13 protein-coding genes and 1 pseudogene are annotated in these 15,618 nt (G+C 70.7%); 6 read left to right on the top strand and 8 right to left on the bottom strand.

Annotated features, from left to right (window positions below; translation table 11 throughout):
* Positions 1 to 64 precede the first annotated feature (64 nt).
* The 3 genes from G6O69_RS13890 to hemH form a co-directional block, all read right to left on the bottom strand.
* Positions 65 to 1,252, bottom strand: a complete 1,188-nt coding sequence (locus tag G6O69_RS13890) for an FAD/NAD(P)-binding oxidoreductase (protein ID WP_172303981.1) — start codon at positions 1,250 to 1,252, stop codon at positions 65 to 67.
* 56 nt (positions 1,253 to 1,308) lie between these two features.
* Positions 1,309 to 1,989, bottom strand: a complete 681-nt coding sequence (locus tag G6O69_RS13885; protein WP_172303980.1) for a DUF1641 domain-containing protein — start codon at positions 1,987 to 1,989, stop codon at positions 1,309 to 1,311.
* A gap of 235 nt (positions 1,990 to 2,224) precedes the next feature.
* Positions 2,225 to 3,304, bottom strand: a complete 1,080-nt coding sequence (gene hemH, locus G6O69_RS13880) for a ferrochelatase (RefSeq protein ID WP_172303979.1) — start codon at positions 3,302 to 3,304, stop codon at positions 2,225 to 2,227.
* A gap of 174 nt (positions 3,305 to 3,478) precedes the next feature.
* Here hemH and G6O69_RS13875 point away from each other — a divergent pair, with 174 nt between their 5' ends.
* From G6O69_RS13875 to lon, 3 genes are all read left to right on the top strand, one after another.
* Positions 3,479 to 4,300, top strand: coding sequence for an NAD(P)-dependent oxidoreductase (locus G6O69_RS13875; RefSeq protein WP_172303978.1), 822 nt, complete (start codon positions 3,479 to 3,481; stop codon positions 4,298 to 4,300).
* Positions 4,301 to 4,541: 241 nt separating this feature from the next.
* Positions 4,542 to 5,156 (top strand): hypothetical protein, encoded by a 615-nt coding sequence (locus G6O69_RS13870; protein WP_172303977.1) that lies wholly within the window; start codon positions 4,542 to 4,544, stop codon positions 5,154 to 5,156.
* 235 nt (positions 5,157 to 5,391) lie between these two features.
* A complete protein-coding gene (lon, locus tag G6O69_RS13865; protein WP_172303976.1) occupies positions 5,392 to 7,779 on the top strand; it encodes an endopeptidase La in 2,388 nt (795 codons plus the stop codon).
* Positions 7,780 to 7,883: 104 nt separating this feature from the next.
* Here lon and G6O69_RS13860 read toward each other — a convergent pair whose 3' ends face one another.
* The 3 genes and pseudogenes from G6O69_RS13860 to G6O69_RS42115 all read right to left on the bottom strand — a co-directional run.
* A complete protein-coding gene (locus G6O69_RS13860) occupies positions 7,884 to 8,369 on the bottom strand; it encodes a hypothetical protein (protein WP_172303975.1) in 486 nt (161 codons plus the stop codon).
* 32 nt (positions 8,370 to 8,401) lie between these two features.
* Entirely contained in the window at positions 8,402 to 8,689 is a 288-nt protein-coding gene (locus tag G6O69_RS39385; protein WP_217909831.1) for a hypothetical protein, read from the bottom strand.
* 51 nt (positions 8,690 to 8,740) lie between these two features.
* Positions 8,741 to 8,997, bottom strand: a pseudogene (locus tag G6O69_RS42115) (NAD-dependent epimerase/dehydratase family protein); the annotation flags it as partial.
* A 193-nt stretch (positions 8,998 to 9,190) separates the two neighbouring features.
* On the opposite strand from G6O69_RS42115, the gene G6O69_RS13850 reads away from it, so the two are divergent.
* Positions 9,191 to 10,510 (top strand): Hsp70 family protein, encoded by a 1,320-nt coding sequence (locus tag G6O69_RS13850; RefSeq protein WP_172303974.1) that lies wholly within the window; start codon positions 9,191 to 9,193, stop codon positions 10,508 to 10,510.
* Between the two features lie 39 nt (positions 10,511 to 10,549).
* Here G6O69_RS13850 and G6O69_RS13845 read toward each other — a convergent pair whose 3' ends face one another.
* Positions 10,550 to 11,833, bottom strand: coding sequence for a hypothetical protein (locus G6O69_RS13845; RefSeq protein ID WP_217909829.1), 1,284 nt, complete (start codon positions 11,831 to 11,833; stop codon positions 10,550 to 10,552).
* A gap of 237 nt (positions 11,834 to 12,070) precedes the next feature.
* Here G6O69_RS13845 and G6O69_RS13840 point away from each other — a divergent pair, with 237 nt between their 5' ends.
* A complete protein-coding gene (locus G6O69_RS13840) occupies positions 12,071 to 12,682 on the top strand; it encodes a hypothetical protein (RefSeq protein ID WP_172303973.1) in 612 nt (203 codons plus the stop codon).
* Between the two features lie 9 nt (positions 12,683 to 12,691).
* Here G6O69_RS13840 and G6O69_RS42110 read toward each other — a convergent pair whose 3' ends face one another.
* Positions 12,692 to 14,227 (bottom strand): hypothetical protein, encoded by a 1,536-nt coding sequence (locus G6O69_RS42110; protein ID WP_172303972.1) that lies wholly within the window; start codon positions 14,225 to 14,227, stop codon positions 12,692 to 12,694.
* Between the two features lie 211 nt (positions 14,228 to 14,438).
* Here G6O69_RS42110 and G6O69_RS13830 point away from each other — a divergent pair, with 211 nt between their 5' ends.
* Positions 14,439 to 15,554, top strand: coding sequence for a hypothetical protein (locus tag G6O69_RS13830; RefSeq protein WP_172301252.1), 1,116 nt, complete (start codon positions 14,439 to 14,441; stop codon positions 15,552 to 15,554).
* Positions 15,555 to 15,618: the final 64 nt, after the last annotated feature.

Below are 15,618 nucleotides of genomic sequence, written 5' to 3'. Positions count from 1 at the left end.
CGGGGTCTCGGCGCGGGCTGCCGACTAGCGCGGGGCGGCGGGCGCCCCGCTTGCTCGATTTGTTCTACATGCGCCCGCGGAGCATGCCGTGCCAGTAGATCTTCGGCAGCGCGTAGGCCTTGAGCGCGTACATGCTGTACCGCTCCTCGGCCTGGTTGAAGTCGAAGGTCTCCGTGGGCTCCCCGTCGTAGTTGAACTCGGCGAGGATGCAGGTCCCGTAGCCGGTGATCAGCGGGCACGAGGCGTAGCCGTCGTAGGAGGCGTTGGCGGCCTTGTGGGCCCGCACCGCGAGCAGGTTTTGAACCATGACCGGGGACTGCTTGCGGATCGCCGCCCCCGTCTTCGAGCAGGGCAAGCTCGAGCAGTCGCCGAGGGAGAACACGTTCTTGTAGCGCACGTGCTGCAAGCTGTGCTTGTCGACCTCGACCCAGCCGGCCTCGCTGGCCAGCTTGCTCTGCGCGATGAAGGCCGGCGCGCCCTGGGGCGGGGTCACGTGGATCATCTCGTAGTCCATGACCACCTGCTCGTCCTTGTCGAGGTCACGGAACACGGCCTGCTTCTTGTCCGCGCGGATCGCCTCGAGGTTGTGGCGGAAGGCGGTCTTGATGTCGCGGTCGGCGACGACCTTCTCGAGCGCGTCGCGGTACTTGGCGACACCAAAGATCCGCGGACCGGCGCAGCAGTAGACCAGCTCCGAGTCCGCGCGCACGCCCTGGCGACGAAAGGCGTGCTCGGCCAGGTACATGATCTTCTGCGGGGCGCCGGCGCACTTGATCGGCGTGGCCGGGAAGGTGAACAGGGCCTTGCCGCCCTTGAACCCGCGGATCGTCTCCCAGGTGCTCTCGACGGTGGCGTAGGAGTAGTTGCTGCACACCCCGTTCTTGCCCAGGGCCTCCTTCAGGCCGTCGATCTTGTCCCAGTTGAGCTGGATGCCAGCGGCGACAACCAGATAGTCGTACTGGATGACCTCGCCCTTTTTGGTGGTCAGGGCGTTTTGCTCGGGGTCGAAGCTGGCGACCGCGTCGCGGATCCAGGTCGCGCCCGCGGGGATGTAGTCGGCCTCCTCGCGCTCGGTGATCTCCCTGGGGAACACGCCCGCGCCGACCAGGGTCCACAGCGGCTGGTAGTAGTGCTTGTCCGAGGGCTCGATGATGGCGACCTCGGGCGGGTTGGGGGCGTTGCGCAGGCGGGCGGCGACGCTGAGTCCGGCGGTTCCACCACCGACGATCACGACTTCGAATTTCTTGCTCATGGGGAATTCCTTTTGGGGCCTGAGAGGCTCGAGTGGGGCTTGTTGGCCGAGTCGGGTCAGTCTTCGGCGGGTGGAAGGGCGAGGTCTTCGACGTTGGCGCCAAAGCGGCGGGCGACGTCGAGGGCGAAGCCGAGGGTTCGCTGGACCTCGGGCTCGCGCATGGCCGCGAGCACGCCGAACAGACCGGGGCGCAGCTCCGGCGCCCGGCGGGCGTGGGCCATGGCGCGCGCGGCCTGACCGAGGGCATCGAGGGCGCCCGGCAAGAGCAGGTCCGACTGCAGCAGCTCCTGGATCTGCTGGAACTGGTGGTTGCTGATCAGCCGCATCATCGCCTCGAGGAACAGGCCGATCTCGGGGAGCACTCGATCGAGCTCGAGGCCGCGCTCGGCGGCGCTGCGGGCGAGCTCGTCGAAGGTGTCGCCCGCCATCGCAACCAGCCCCGGGGCGGTCTCGACGATCTCGAGCAAGGTGTTGAGCTGAGCCAGGGTCTCGGTTCGAGTCATGCGCTCGACGAGCTTCAAGGCGGCCTTGATGCGCTCGTCGAGGTCACCGATGTCGCGGGCGAGCTCGTCGAAGGTGTCGCCCGCCATGGCGACCAGCCCGGGACCGTGGGTCTCGTAGAGTTCGAGGAGAGGATCTAGCCGGGCGAGCTTCGACTCGATGCGATCGAGCTTGGCCTCGATGCGCTCGAGTGCGCCTGGCGATCCAAGTGAAGACGGGGTGGAGGGAGAGTTCATGTCGCGTGTGCTCATTGAGGCCCTGAGCAAGTCGCGTTCCAGCTGCGATGCGCGAGTCGCTCTCGGCCGATGCGGCCAAGGATGGCCGTTCAACGCGCATCAAAGCGCGCCAACTTTGCCGGGAGCCGTGCAAGTAGACTGCAATGCCCCCGTTTCGCGTTTCAGGAGTTGAAACGCCGGACAAGCGTGCGCACCAAAACCCTCCCGCAGGCCGAGCACTTGCGTGCGGCTGCCATCAGGCGCTGGGCAGCTGTTTCGGCGTACCCAGACCCTCGCGGATCAGCAGCTCGACGGCGTCCACCCACGCTGGATGAGCGTTGAGCGAGGGCACCAGACGCAGCTGCTTGCCGTGGGCCGAGTAGTCCTCGCGCGCTCGCATGCCGATCTCCTCGATGGTCTCGAGGCAGTCGGCGACAAAGGCCGGGCAGAGCACGGCGACGCGCTCGCGACCGCGGCGGGCGAGCTCGCCGAGCTGCTCGTCGGTGTAGGGCTTGATCCACGGCGTGCGACCGAGGCGAGACTGAAAGCTCACCGACCACGACGGCCCCTCGGCCTGGTCTTCGCCCTCGCCCTCGCCGAGGCCCAGGGCCGCCGCCAGCAGCCGCGCCGTCTCGTAGCACTGCGCCCGGTAGCAGTTGCGGTTGCCTGCGCTCAGGCGTTCACAGCAGCCCGCGCTGGCCAGGCAGATCGTCGGGTCCGCGCTGCGCAGGACCTGGCGCTCGGGCACCCCGTGAAAAGAGAAGAGCACGTGGTCGGGCTCGAGCTCGGCGAGGGTCGGGCGGCTGACCGCCGCGAAGGCGTCGATGAAGGCCGGGTGATCGTAGAAGGCCGGGAGCACCGTGATGTAGGGCGTGTTCCACAGCCGCCCGGCCTCGGCGTAGACCTTCTCGATGGTCGAGCCCGTCGAGCTCGAGGCGTAGTGCGGATAGAGGGGCAAGACGACCACGCGATCGCAGCCCTCGGCGCGCAGCGACTCGAGCCCGGCGCGGATCGAGGGCGAGCCGTAGCGCATCGCCAGCGCCACCGGGTGCTCGGGGAAGCGCTCGGCCACGGCCGCGCGCAGGGCTCGACCGTGGACCAGCAGCGGCGAGCCCTCGGCCGTCCAGATCTGCCTGTAGGCCGCGGCGCTCTTGCGAGGGCGCGTGGGCAAGATGATCAGCTCGAGCAGCAGCCATCGACCCACGGGGTTGATGTCGATGACCCGGGGGTCCGAGAGAAATTCTCGTAGGTAGCGGCGGACCGGCCCGGGCTCGGGGGCGTCGGGGGTGCCGAGGTTGACGAGCAAGACGCCCGTACGGTGCAGCGCGGCGGTCAAGGCCGCCAGACTTTGGCCCGCCGCGATCCGCCTCGCAAGCGCCGCGACCGCCAACGCGTAAATTCGCCGCTTTCACGGCTGCGAGCAGCCTGCGGCCTGGCGATGCGCCGCGCCGAGGATCCCCCGCCGTGAGGGCTGGAGTGGGCGCAGTCGCCCTGCTAAACCGGCTGGGTTATGGCGACCCTCGCAGACAAGACCCTGTTCATCACTGGCGCCAGCCGAGGCATCGGCAAGGCCATCGCCCTGCGCGCGGCTCGAGACGGCGCCAAGATCGTGATCGCGGCCAAGACCGCCGAGCCCCACCCCAAGCTCGAGGGCACGATCTACACCGCCGCCGAGGAGATCGAGAAGGCCGGCGGCGAGGCCCTGCCGGTGATCGTCGACGTGCGCAGCGAGGAGCAGGTCCAGGCCGCCGTGGCCAAGGCCGTCGAGACCTTCGGCGGCCTCGACATCCTGGTCAACAACGCCAGCGCGATCATGCTCACCGGCACCTTGCACACGCCGATGAAGCGCTACGACCTGATGAACCAGGTCAACGCCCGCGGCACCTTCTTGTGCTCCCAGGCCTGCCTGCCCCAGCTGCTGAAGGCCGAAAACCCGCACATCCTCAACATCTCGCCGCCCCTCAACCTCAACCCGCGGTGGTTCAAGGACCACGTCGCCTACACCATGGCCAAGTACGGCATGAGCATGTGCGTGCTCGGCATGGCCGAGGAATTTCGCGCGAAGGGCGTGGGCGTCAACGCCCTGTGGCCGCGGACCGCGATCGCGACCGCGGCCATCAACATGATCGGCGGCGACGCGATGATGAAGCGCTCGCGCACCGTCGACATCATGTCCGACGCGGCCTACGAGGTCCTGACCCGCGACGCCAAGTCCTGCACGGGCAACTTCTTCATCGACGACGAGATCCTGCGCGAGGCTGGGGTCGAGGACTTCTCGCGCTACGCCATCGATCCCAACTTCGAGCTCGCGCCCGACTTCTTTTTGGACTGATTCCATGAGGGGGCTTTCGCAAAGCCCCCTCACTGCGGCCGGCAAGCCGCCCTCCGTTCACCCCAAACGCTCGCCTTTCGGCTCGTGGCTGGTTTCGAGGGGGCTTTCGCAAAGCCCCCTCACTGCGGCCGGCAAGCCGCCCTCCGTTCACCCCAAACGCTCGCCTTTCGGCTCGTGGCTGGTTTCGAGGGGGCTTTCGCAAAGCCCCCTCACTGCGGCCGGCAAGCCGCCGCTCGCCATCATGCTCCTCGCCCCCGCCATCGCGCTGACTGTCGCCGCCGCGCTGCTCGGGGCGGGCGCGGTTCACCTGCGCCGGCGCAAGGCTCGTTCCTTTCGCGCCATCGCCGAGCTGCGCCCGGGCTGGGCCGAGGTCCGCGGGCGCGCGCTCGTCCCCGTGCACGTCACCGCCACCACCACCGCGCCGATCTCGGGCCGCGAGGGCATCGGCTGGCGCGTGGTCATCGAGCAAGAGAGCGGCGTGCACGGCTGGCAGACAATCGTCCGCCTGTCCAACTTCATCGACTTCGAGCTCGAGGACGCGAGCGGGCGGATCACCGTGTGCGCCGCGAATTCTCCAGTCGCCCTCGAGGCCGGCGAAACGCGCGGCCGCGGCGGTCCCTTCGACCCGCTCCCGCGCGCGGTCCAGCGGCTGATCATCGACCGCGCCAGCGCCCAGGGCGTGCTCTTTCACAAGGGCTTTCGCTGGCGCGAGTGGGTGCTCGAGGCCGGCCGCGTGGTCCGGGTTCGCGGGCGCGTGATCCAGATGCCCGGCGAGATCAGCGTCAGCTATCGCGCGCTCGGCGAGCGCCTCGTCCTCGCTGGCGGCGCGCAGCACCCCGTGGAAATCTGCGAATAGCCCGACTCTGATCATTCGCAATCGAGCGGTCATTCGATCCCCGCGCGCCCACCATTGACTGGCGGTTGTCCAGCGCGGCGAGTCGGGGCGCCCTTGGCCTGCGCAGCGAGCACCCCAAGTGGGGAGGATGGCCCTAGACCACCTCGCTTGACCGCTTCGATCACCGGCTTAGCTTGTCGAGGTGGTCGCGGAGGACGCGGCCCCTGGCCGCCACCCAGGCCATTGGAGATATCGAATGACCACCAAGCCAAGCATCGAGTATCCGCTCCTTCCCCTGCGCCGGGGCGTGCTCTTCCCCGGCGCCGTGTCGACCCTCCCCGTCGGGCGCAAGCGCTCGCTGGCCCTGGTCGACGCCGTGAACGCGGGCGACATCATCGCCGTCGCCTCGCAGCGAGAGCCCGAGACCGAGACCCCGACCCTGGCCGACCTCTACCCCGTGGGTGTGCTCGCCAAGGTCCACCGCATCGGGCGGGGCAACGACGGCAGCGCGCGCCTGGTCGTCGAGACCCTCGAGCGCGTGCACTTCGAGGAGCTGCGCCAGCACGACCCGCACCTGCGCGTCGTCGCCAGCGAGGCCCCCGACGTCAACGCCGACGACACCGAGGCCAAGATCCTCGCCGAGTCCCTGCGCGAGCACGTCCGCGAGCTCGCCGGTGAGGCCGGCGGCAGCCTGGTCGAGGTCGCGGCCAAGGGCATGAGCCCGAGCCGCCTGGCCGACGCCATCGGCGCTCAGATGCCGCTCGAGCGCCACGCCGAGGCCGAGATCCTCATGACCCTCGACGTCGTCGAGCGCCTGCGCCTGGTCGCCCGCCTGGTCAACGAGGCCCGCGAGGTCCACGAGATCCGCCAGAAGATCGACGAAGAGGTCCGCAAGCGCCTCGGCAAGCAGCAGCGCGAGCACATCCTGCGCGAGCGCATGAAGGCGATCCAGAGCGAGCTCGGCGACGACGAGGACGCCAGCGACGAGCTCGGCCGGCTCGAGGCCCGCTTCGCCGAGATGAGCCTGCCCGAGGAGGTCGAGAAGGTCGTCGCCCGCGAGCTCAAGCGCCTCGCCAAGCTCAACCCCGCGCACCCCGAGTTCAACGTCGCGCGCACCTACCTCGAGACCCTGTCCGAGCTGCCCTGGGATACCCGCGCCGAGGTCGTCGACGACCTCGACGCGGTCTCGGAACAGCTCGACGCCGATCACTTCGGCCTCGAGGAGGTCAAGCAGCGCATCCTCGAGCACATGGCCGTGCTCAAGCTCAGCGGCGGCAGCAAGGGCACGATCTTGTGCCTCGCGGGCCCGCCCGGGGTCGGCAAGACCTCGCTCGGTCGCTCGATCGCCGAGGCCACCAACCGCCCCTTCGTGCGCATCGCCCTGGGCGGCGTGCGTGACGAGGCCGAGGTCCGCGGCCACCGGCGCACCTACATCGGCGCGATCCCGGGGCGGATCATCAACGCGATCCGCAAGGCCGGGGTCAAGAACCCGGTGATGCTCCTCGACGAGGTCGACAAGCTGTCCCAGCACTTTGGCGGCTCGCCCGAGGCCGCGCTGCTCGAGCTCCTCGACCCCGAGCAGAACAACAGCTTCACGGACCACTACCTCGAGCTGCCCTTCGACATGTCCGAGGTCATGTTCGTGGTCACGGCCAACGACCTCAGCCGGATGTCCGCGCCCCTGCGCGACCGCCTCGAGATCGTCGAGATCAACGGCTACACCCCCGAGGAGAAGCTGAAGATCGCCCGCGGTCACCTGATCCCGCGCAAGCTCGACGAGAACGCCCTGGGCCCCGACGCCCTCGAGCTCGACGACAACGCCCTGCGCCACATGATCACCGACTACACCCGCGAGGCCGGCGTCCGCCAGCTCGGCCGCGAGCTCGGCAAGCTCGCCCGCCACGTCGCCCTCCAGGTCGCGCGGCGCAAGCAAGACGAGCTCCCCGAGCCGATCCGCGTCGGCCCCGAGGACCTCGACGAGTACCTGGGCAAGCGCCGCTTCTTCAACGAGGTCGCCGAGCGCACGGCGGTCCCCGGCGTGGCCACGGGCCTGGCCTGGACCCCCGTCGGCGGCGACATCTTGTTCATCGAGACCTCGCGCATGCCGGGCAAGGGCGCGCTGCAGATCACCGGTCAGCTCGGCGACGTGATGAAGGAGTCGGCCCGCGCCGCGCTCACCTACGTGCGCAGCAACGCCAAGCAGCTGGGCGTCGAGCCCAACTTCCTCGACACCCTCGACATCCACATCCACGTGCCCGCGGGCGCCGTGCCCAAGGACGGGCCATCCGCCGGGGTCACGATCTTCACGGCCCTGACCTCGCTGCTCACCGGCCGGCGCGTCCGCAACGACACGGCGATGACCGGCGAGTGCACCCTCCGCGGCCGCGTGCTGCCCGTGGGCGGCATCAAGGCCAAAGTCCTCGCCGCCCACCGGGCGGGCATCCACCGGGTGATCCTGCCCCACCGCAACGAGCGCGACATCGACGAGGTCCCCGAGGAGGTCCGCTCGCAGATGGAGTTCATCGTCGCCGAGGACATGGGCCAGGTGCTCGCCGCGGCCCTCGAGGACGAGGCCGCCCCCGAGCAGTCTCAGGTCGGCCTGCCCACGGCCGAGCCCACGACGGAGGCCATGCCGCTGAGCTGAGCTGGGCATCCCAGCGCTTCGTTCAATCCGGGAGAGAGAGCACCCCGCCGAGGCCACCGCGCCTCGGTGGGGTTTTTCATGCGCACGGCCGAGAGCCCTCGGGCTCAGTCGGCGGCGTAGAGCGTCTGCCCGCCCAGGCCCTCGGGGATCGGCTCGAGCATATGCCGAACGATCTCCCCCGGCGTGATCCCCTCGGCCGCCATCTCGCCGTAGGGCGTGTAGTAGTAGCCGTCACTGAAGAACTCCCAGCAGCTGTAGAGCTGGGTGTAGACCGTGGCCAGGCATATGTCCCGCGCGTCCCCGCAGCTGCTCTCGGTGCAGCCGCGCAGGTCACCGAGCAGGTCGTCGAACTCGGCGCAGGGCTCCTCGGGGTCACTGTCGGCGATCCACGCCTCGAGCGAGGTCGCGTAGCCCTCACAGGCCTGCTTGCAGTACTTGACCTCGTTCCAGTCCTCGAGCGCCTCGGGGCACTCGCACTGCTCCTTGCAGACCTTCTCGGCGGTGCTGGCGAACTTGTGCGCGTCGCTGCAGCCGACGCTCGCCACGCTGAGGCTGAGCAGGCCGATCGAGGTTGGGATCCCGCGTGTCATGGTGCGACACTATCACGAGACGCGCGTTTCCCTCACCTCGTTTTCGGCGACCCGCCGCTGAGCGATTCGCCCACCGAGGTCACCGGTGAGACATAGGACGGGTCGTGCACGAAGGGCAGGGTCGAGCCCGCCTCGAGCGCCCGGAGCAGCGAGCCAAAGTCAGTCTCGAAGGCGAAGCCCAATTCACGCTGGATCCGGCCGCTGTCGTAGACCCTGCCGATGCTCGCCGGCAGCACCCAGCCGGCCTTGGCGTAGAGCCCCTCGGCCTCGGGGAAGTGGGCGAGGATCACGGCGCGGGCGTCGGCCTCGAGCGCCGCCACCTCGCTGGTCCGCAAGACGACGACCCCCATGCCGCTCGCCTCGTGGACCTCGCGGCAGGCCTGCTCCGCCGCCAGCTTGGTCTCTCCGTAGATGTTGCTCGGCCGCCGAGCACGTTGACCGCGACGAAGGTCTGTTCGTCGAAGCGAGCGATGTCGGGCTTGTGCAGCGCCCCGCAGTGGATGACCGCCTCCGGGCGCTCGTCACGAAAGAGCCGCTCGAGCAGGCCCCTGTCCGCGACGGAGCCAAGCTGCGTCGTGTGGCGGCCCGGCGCGACGTCGAGGCCGACGACCTCGTGCCCGGCCGCCATCGCCACCGGGGCGAGGAAGCGACCGAGCCAACCCGAAGAGCCAGTGAGGAGCAGTCGCATGAGAACGAGCACGTTATGACACCTGGGCCCATGGCTCACCAAAACTCGAAGCCCGTCTCCGAGCGCCCCCTCTTCCCACCGCGGCGCCACGCGTTGCGCTCCCCCCACGCAGGGGCTATCCCGACCCCCTCGCATGGGCGCGCAACCAGGCATCGCAGGCATCGACTTTGGCACCTCGAACAGCGTCGTCGCCCTCGCCGGCGGGGACGGGCCGACGCGCTTCGCCACCCACGCGCTGCTCGGCGACTCGACCTCGAGCTTCCGCAGCCTGCTCTTCTTCGACCTCGAGGAGCAGCGCCCGCGCCAGCCGGTGCACTACAGCGCCGGGCCCGAGGGCATCGAGGCCTACCTCGAGGCCTTCGGTGAGGGTCGGCTGATCCAGTCGTTCAAGACCCACCTGAGCTCGACCAGCCTGGGGCGCACCCGCGTCGGCCCCCACGCCCTCGACCTCGACGCCTTGCTGCGCCTGTTCCTCGAGCGCCTGCGCGAGCGGGGCGAGGCGAGCCTGGGCGCGCCGCTGACCCGGGCCGTGTTCGGGCGCCCGGTGTGCTTCGCAGGCGCCGAGGGCGAGGCCGCGAACGCCCACGCCGAGGCCCGGCTGCGCGCCGCGGCGGAGGCCGCCGGCATCGAGGAGATCCACGTCGAGCTCGAGCCCATCGCCGCCGCCTACCACTACGAGACCAAGCTCGACAAAGACGAGCTCGCGATGATCGCCGACTTCGGCGCAGGGACCACGGACTTTTGCGTGATGCACATCGGCCCGAGCCGACGCGGCGCCGCCGGCCTCGACTCGCGCGCCGCGGACGTCCTGGCCACGGGCGGCGTGGGCGTGGCCGGAGACAACCTCGACGCGGCGCTGATCCAGCACGTCGTCGCCCCGGCCCTGGGCAAGGGCAGCCGCTACCGCGAGTTCGGCAAGGCCCTCGCCATCCCGCCCTCCTACTACCACAAGCTCTCGCGCTGGCATCAGCTGTCCTTCCTCAGGACCGAGCGCACGCGCCAGGACCTCGAGCGCCTGCACAAGCTCGCCGACGAGCCCGAGGCCATCGAGGCCCTGATGATGATCATCGAGGACAACCAGGGCTTTCACCTGCACAAGTCCGTGGAGGCGACCAAGATCGCCCTCTCGCGCGGCGAGCTCGCCCAGTTTCGCTTCGAGCACGACGGCTTCGAGGTCGCCCGCGAGGTCAGCCGGGCGGACTTCGAGGGCTGGATCGCCGAGGACGTCGCCGCCATGGTCGCCTGCCTCGACCAGACCCTCGCCAAGATCGGCCTGACCCCCGCGGCCATCGATCGCGTGTTCATGACCGGCGGGACGGCCTTCGTGCCCTGCGTGCGCCGGGAGTTCGCGGCGCGCTTTGGTGCGGACAAGCTGGGCCACGGCGACGAGCTCTCGTCGATCGCCGCCGGCCTGGCCGCGTGCGGCGCCCGGCTCTCCGCCGACATCAGCTGAAGCGAGCGCGCTCGCCACAGCCGATGTCGGCGTCGCGCACTATCCGCAGCAGGCCGTCCAGCAGCAGCTCCCGTCGTCCTCGCCGCAGCTGCTCCCGCCGTTGGTCCACGCGCAGTCGCAATTGTCCATCTCCTCTTGCGAGCAGTCCGAGCCGCCCCCGCCGCCCGAGCACGACTGGACGTCGTCGAGCGGCCCGCGGTCGATGCCCGAGAGGTCGATCAGCGCCTGCGGGCACTCGACCTCCTGGTACTTCAAGTTGGGGTTGTCGGCGGTCTCGTACCAGCCGGCGTACCACTGGCAGCCGGCGAGCAGGTCCTCCATGCCCGCGTCGTTGAACACGGCCGTGCAACGATCGAGCACGCAGCTGGTCAGCAGGTCGTGGTCGTCGTAGCCGTACTGCTCCTGGCAGGCGGTCATGAACCCGCCGTAGACCGCCCCGAGCTCGCTCGAGTCCACGCCCCACTGGCTGCTGCAGGCGTCGAAGGCCCCCACCCCGCCGCCGGGGGTGAGGATGTCGAACTGCCCGCCGCCGACGTCGTAGCCAATGTTCGTGGCCTGGACGATCATCGTCTTGCCGGCCAGGGCGGCCGAGCCGACATCGTTGGCGCTGTAGTGCCCGGTGCCGTCGAACTCGAGCTGGTAGCAGCGCCCGCAGATGTCCCCGGTCGCGGGCACGGCCGCGAAGCCGTAGGCCAGCGTGTCGCTGACGGCCCAGGGGGCCATGTTGAAGCAGGTGTGGGCGGCGCTCGGCCCCGGGCTCGAGCAGGCGCTCACCACGTTGTAGTCCGTGCCCAGGCTGACGTTGGCCTGGTTGCAGCTCGACAGCGGCTCGGTCGCCGCGTTGACGTTGCCCTCCCAGCCGCAGTGGGCCTTGCAGCAGTCCCAGTAGCGCGTCGCGTAGCCCGAGCAGGCGTCCGCGCCGAGCTCGTTGACCGAGCCGCCGTCGGTGCTCTCGCCCTGCGTGTCCTCGCCGTCCGTGCCCGAGCCCTCGGTCGTGCCCTCTCCCGAGCTCTCCTCGCCGCTCTCGCCCTCGGTCGTGCCGCTGTCGGTGGTCCCGCTGTCGGTGGTCCCGCTGTCGGTTGTCCCGCTGTCGGTGGTCTCGCCCTCCGTGGTCTCGCCCTCCGTGGTTCCGCCCTCGGTCGTTTCACCCGCGCTCGTCCCCGCGGAGCCCCCCTCGGCCGAGTCGCCGCCCGTGTCGCTGGCCTCCGCGCCACCTTCGTTGCTCTCGCTGTCCTCGCTGCCGCCGCTGTTCGTGCAGGCCAGGGCCCCGAGGCCCAGGACTACGAGCGCGTACTGAATCCCATATTGACGTCGCATGATCATCTTTGAACTCCTGGTGGGTTCTTGCGACTCCCCTGTGCCTCGTGTCCCCAGCGGATGGATGAACATTTTAGTTTTAATGTACGAATAAAATTGATCGTGAGCGCAATTCCCAAGATAACACTAGCGCTCCGACACCCTGCGCCATCTCTTTATGAACATCGTTCCAGGCGCATTTATCCCCCAAGCACGGTTTTCCATTTTGGTGTAGACATGCTGAGCGCAAACGGCAAAACCGTCATGAACGTGAGCGCCATCGGTCCAACGACAACAGAGGCCACCGAGCCGCTACTCGGCGACGGACGCGTCATTGATCCTCTGGCCAGCTTGACCCACGCGATCACCATCGCGGCGGCGCCCGAGCAAGTCTGGCCGTGGCTCGCGCAGATGGGCGCGGGGCGTGGTGGTTGGTACAGCTGGGACATCGTCGACAACGGCGGCCAGGCGAGCGCGGCGACGCTCCTCCCCGCGCTCCAGCAGCTCGCCCCCGGCGACGTGATGCCCGCGCTGCCCGGGGCGCGCGACGCCTTCGTGGTCGAGGTCGTCCGACCACCGCGCGAGCTCCTGCTCGTGGTCCCCGAAGATCCAAAGGGCGAGCGGCCGCCCCGGGTGACCTGGGCCTTCGTGCTCCGGCCCTGCCCCGAGGGCACGCGTCTGCTCGTCCGGGCGACCCTCGCGGGGCTCGGCGAGCAGCCCTCTCCCTGGCGAGCGGGGCTCCAGCCCGTCGAGCGCCTCTACGCTGCCCTGGCTCGCTGCCCGCCCGCCTTGCTGCGACCCATCGCCGCCGCCGGCCACCGCTTCATGGCCGCCCGGCAGCTGCGCGGGATCAAGGCCCGGGCCGAGCGCGCGTGAGCCCGCCGCTCAGGGCTCGCAGGACTCGCCGGGGAAGAGCGCCGTGAAGCTGTCGTGGGCCGTCGAGGCGACCATGGGGTTGGCCTCGGCCGTGCGGCACAGGGCCTCGCGGATCTGCGGCGTGGCGGCGGGGCTCTTGCCCAGGGCGTCGGCGAAGCTGCGGTCCAGGTCGGGGTAGGCCCCGGAGAGCAGCAGCTCGGCCACGAAGTCGGGGCCCTCGGGATCGTGGGCGATCAGCTGGCGCCCCGCCTCTGCGCGCTGGCTGAGGTCCACGCCGCCGTCTTCGATCAGCTCGCGCAGCGCGGCCACGGCCTCCGGCCCCCCGCAGCGACCCAGGGCCGAGACCGCCGCACGACCGACGCGCACGTCCTCGTCCCCGCGCTCGCTGACTGGACCTGCGATCTCTGCCAGGCGCCGGGTCACGGTTCGATCGCAGCCCGCCTGGGCCTCGGCCACGCGATCGAGGGCCGCCATGCGGACCTCCGGCCAGGCGTGGACCTGGCTGGGCTCGAGCCAGCTCAGGTCGGCGGCGAGCGCCGCGTGGCGGTAGCCGATCGCCGCCAGGCGCGGCGCGTCGGCGTCGATCAGCTCGAGCTCCGCCGCCAGCTCGCCGGCCCGCTCCCCGGGCAGCGCCTCGACGGCCAGGCTCAACAGCACCTCGGCGGCCTGGGAGCCCGCGAGGGCCTCGCCCGCCTGCTCGCGCGCGAGCGAGGCGAGCACGTCCGCGCCCAGGCCGAGGCGACCGAGGCCGTCGATGGCCGCGACCCGGACCTGAAAGGGCGCGGCCGCGTCGGCGGCGAAACCTTCGAGGCGCGCGCCAAAGGCCTCGTCGACGGCGCAGCAGGCCGCGCGCAAGATCAGCAATTGCGCGAGCCGGGCCTCCCCGACCTCCGGCTCGTCGAGGCCCGCGTCGATGCCAGCGGCGAGCGCCTGGCTGTCCTCGGGCAGCAGCCGCGCCCGGCGGATCACGGCCCGGCGCAGGCGATCTTGGAGCTCCGCGGAGCCCTGCCCGACCATGGCCATGAGCTCGCCGAGCGCCTCGCGGGCGGTGAGCTCGACGAGCAGATCCAGCAGCTCGCCGCGCTGGGCGTTGCTCAGCTCGCGGTCGCCGACGAGGGGGATCAAGGCCGCGGCCGCGGCCTCGCCCTGGCGGCGCAGGAGCTGAAACCAAAGCGCCGTGGGCCGCTTGTGGATCATCGCCGCGCGCAGCTGCGCGGCGAACATCTCGACGTGGTCGGCGCCCTCGAGGGAGGCGAGCACGTTGAGCAGGCGATCGCGCTGATCCGGGCCCGGGGCGGGGACGGCCTCGAGGCGCGCGAGCACGCCGCGCGCCGCGGCCTCGGGGTGCTCCTCGAGGCGCGCGCGGGCCTCGAGGTAAGCCTTGCCGCGATCGACGAGGACGACCTCGATGTCGGCCACGGCCTGCTCGTCGGTGTAGCCATCCGTGGGCTGAGGTGCCTCGACCGACACCGCGTCGGCCGGCGCCGCGACGCCAAACGAGGGCGCGAGGCTCGAGAGCAAGATCAAGGCCGAAGACGCGATCACGCGGTCATCGTGCCACGAGCAAGGCGACTCTGCGAGGGTCCCAACCCACGCCCCCTTCCGCGCGTCGCCACGCCTTCCCTCCCTTCCCTCCTCGGGCGCGGGGAGCCGAGGGCGCATGTGCGCGATCCCAGCGAGCGCCCTGCGCCACGCGGACAGGAGAGGAAGGGCCCACCGCTTGCGCCCTCTGGCCGGACTAACGATGCTCCCCCCCGTGCCGCGACCGCTCCGGCTCCGGGCCCACCGCTGGGTCCTCGCTGGCCTCGCTGGCCTCGCCGCGCTCCTCGGTCGGCCCGATCGGGCGCGCGCAGAGCCGCCGACCCAGGCCGCCCTCGAGTTTCGCTGGGACGCCCCCAGCGAGGGCTGCCCCGGTGAAGACGAGGTCCTCGCCGAGGTCGAGCGCCTGCTCGGCGAGCCCCTCGACGCCCACGGCCAGCGCCGGCTCACGGCCATCGCCAGGGTCCGGCGCGAGCTCGACGGCCAGTGGGATCTGCGGCTGTGGACGATCACCGACGAGGCCACGCGCCAGCGCTCCATGGTGGGCGAAGACTGTGGCGTCCTCGCCGACGCCGCCGCGCTGCTCGCCGCCATGGCCATCGATCCCTCGGCCCTCGAGCGCGCCACGGCCAGCCCCCTGTCTCAGGCCGAGCGCGCCCAGGAGCTCGACGCGAGCGAGCTCCCCCCGGCGCCCGAGCCCGAACCCGAACCCGACCCACAACCCGAGCCCGAACCCGAGCCCGAGCCCGAGCCCGAGCCCGAGCCCGCGGCTCGGCCCCAGCCGGCTGCGCCTCCGCCCCCGCTTCGGCCGCGGCGGCGCTTCGACTTCGCCCTCGGCGGCGGCGGCGGCGTATCCCTCGGGGCCCTCCCCGGCGTCGGCCCCCTCGTCCGCCTCGGCTTCGGCATGGTCTGGCCGCGGGCGCGCTTCGAGCTCGACCTCCACTACGCCTTCGAGCGGCGCTCTCGCTTCGACGACGCCGCCGAGCTCGGCGCAGATCTCAGCATGGCCTTCGCGGCCGCCCGCGGCTGCCTGCTGCTCCGCCACGACCCCGCCAAGCTCGAGTTCCCGCTCTGCGCTGGCCTCGAGGGCGGGGCGCAGTTCGGCCGCGGCGTGGGCTTTCAGCTGGTCGACGAGGGCGCGATCCCCTGGCTGGCCCTCGACCTCTCCCCCGGGATCGCCTGGCGGCCGCTCACCAACCTCGCCCTCGGTCTGCGCGCGGAGCCCTTCCTGCCCCTGGCGCGGCCGCGCTTCGAAGCCGAGGGCTTCGGTGAGATCTGGCGGCCCGCGCTGCTCGGGTTTCGGGCGCTCCTGGCCGTGGAGGCCCGAATCTGAGAGCTGGCGAGGTTTTTTGTCGGCCGCGCCCGAGACCGCAACGGATCTCCGCGAAGCCGGCCAC

The sequence above is a fragment of the Pseudenhygromyxa sp. WMMC2535 genome, from assembly GCF_011083025.2.
The sequence above is the reverse complement of the archived record's forward strand: the minus strand, read 5'-3'. Positions and strand labels throughout refer to the sequence as shown.

Excerpts from the sequence above, each read along its gene's own strand:
- G6O69_RS13845 (WP_217909829.1), bottom strand. The coding sequence starts at position 11,833 with ATGATCATGCGACGTCAATATGGGATTCAGTACGCGCTCGTAGTCCTG.
- G6O69_RS13860 (WP_172303975.1), bottom strand. The coding sequence starts at position 8,369 with ATGACACGCGGGATCCCAACCTCGATCGGCCTGCTCAGCCTCAGCGTG.
- G6O69_RS13840 (WP_172303973.1), top strand. The coding sequence starts at position 12,071 with ATGAACGTGAGCGCCATCGGTCCAACGACAACAGAGGCCACCGAGCCG.
- G6O69_RS13885 (WP_172303980.1), bottom strand. The coding sequence starts at position 1,989 with ATGAACTCTCCCTCCACCCCGTCTTCACTTGGATCGCCAGGCGCACTC.
- G6O69_RS13850 (WP_172303974.1), top strand. The coding sequence starts at position 9,191 with ATGGGCGCGCAACCAGGCATCGCAGGCATCGACTTTGGCACCTCGAAC.
- G6O69_RS13890 (WP_172303981.1), bottom strand. The coding sequence starts at position 1,252 with ATGAGCAAGAAATTCGAAGTCGTGATCGTCGGTGGTGGAACCGCCGGA.
- G6O69_RS13870 (WP_172303977.1), top strand. The coding sequence starts at position 4,542 with ATGCTCCTCGCCCCCGCCATCGCGCTGACTGTCGCCGCCGCGCTGCTC.
- G6O69_RS13875 (WP_172303978.1), top strand. The coding sequence starts at position 3,479 with ATGGCGACCCTCGCAGACAAGACCCTGTTCATCACTGGCGCCAGCCGA.
- lon (WP_172303976.1), top strand. The coding sequence starts at position 5,392 with ATGACCACCAAGCCAAGCATCGAGTATCCGCTCCTTCCCCTGCGCCGG.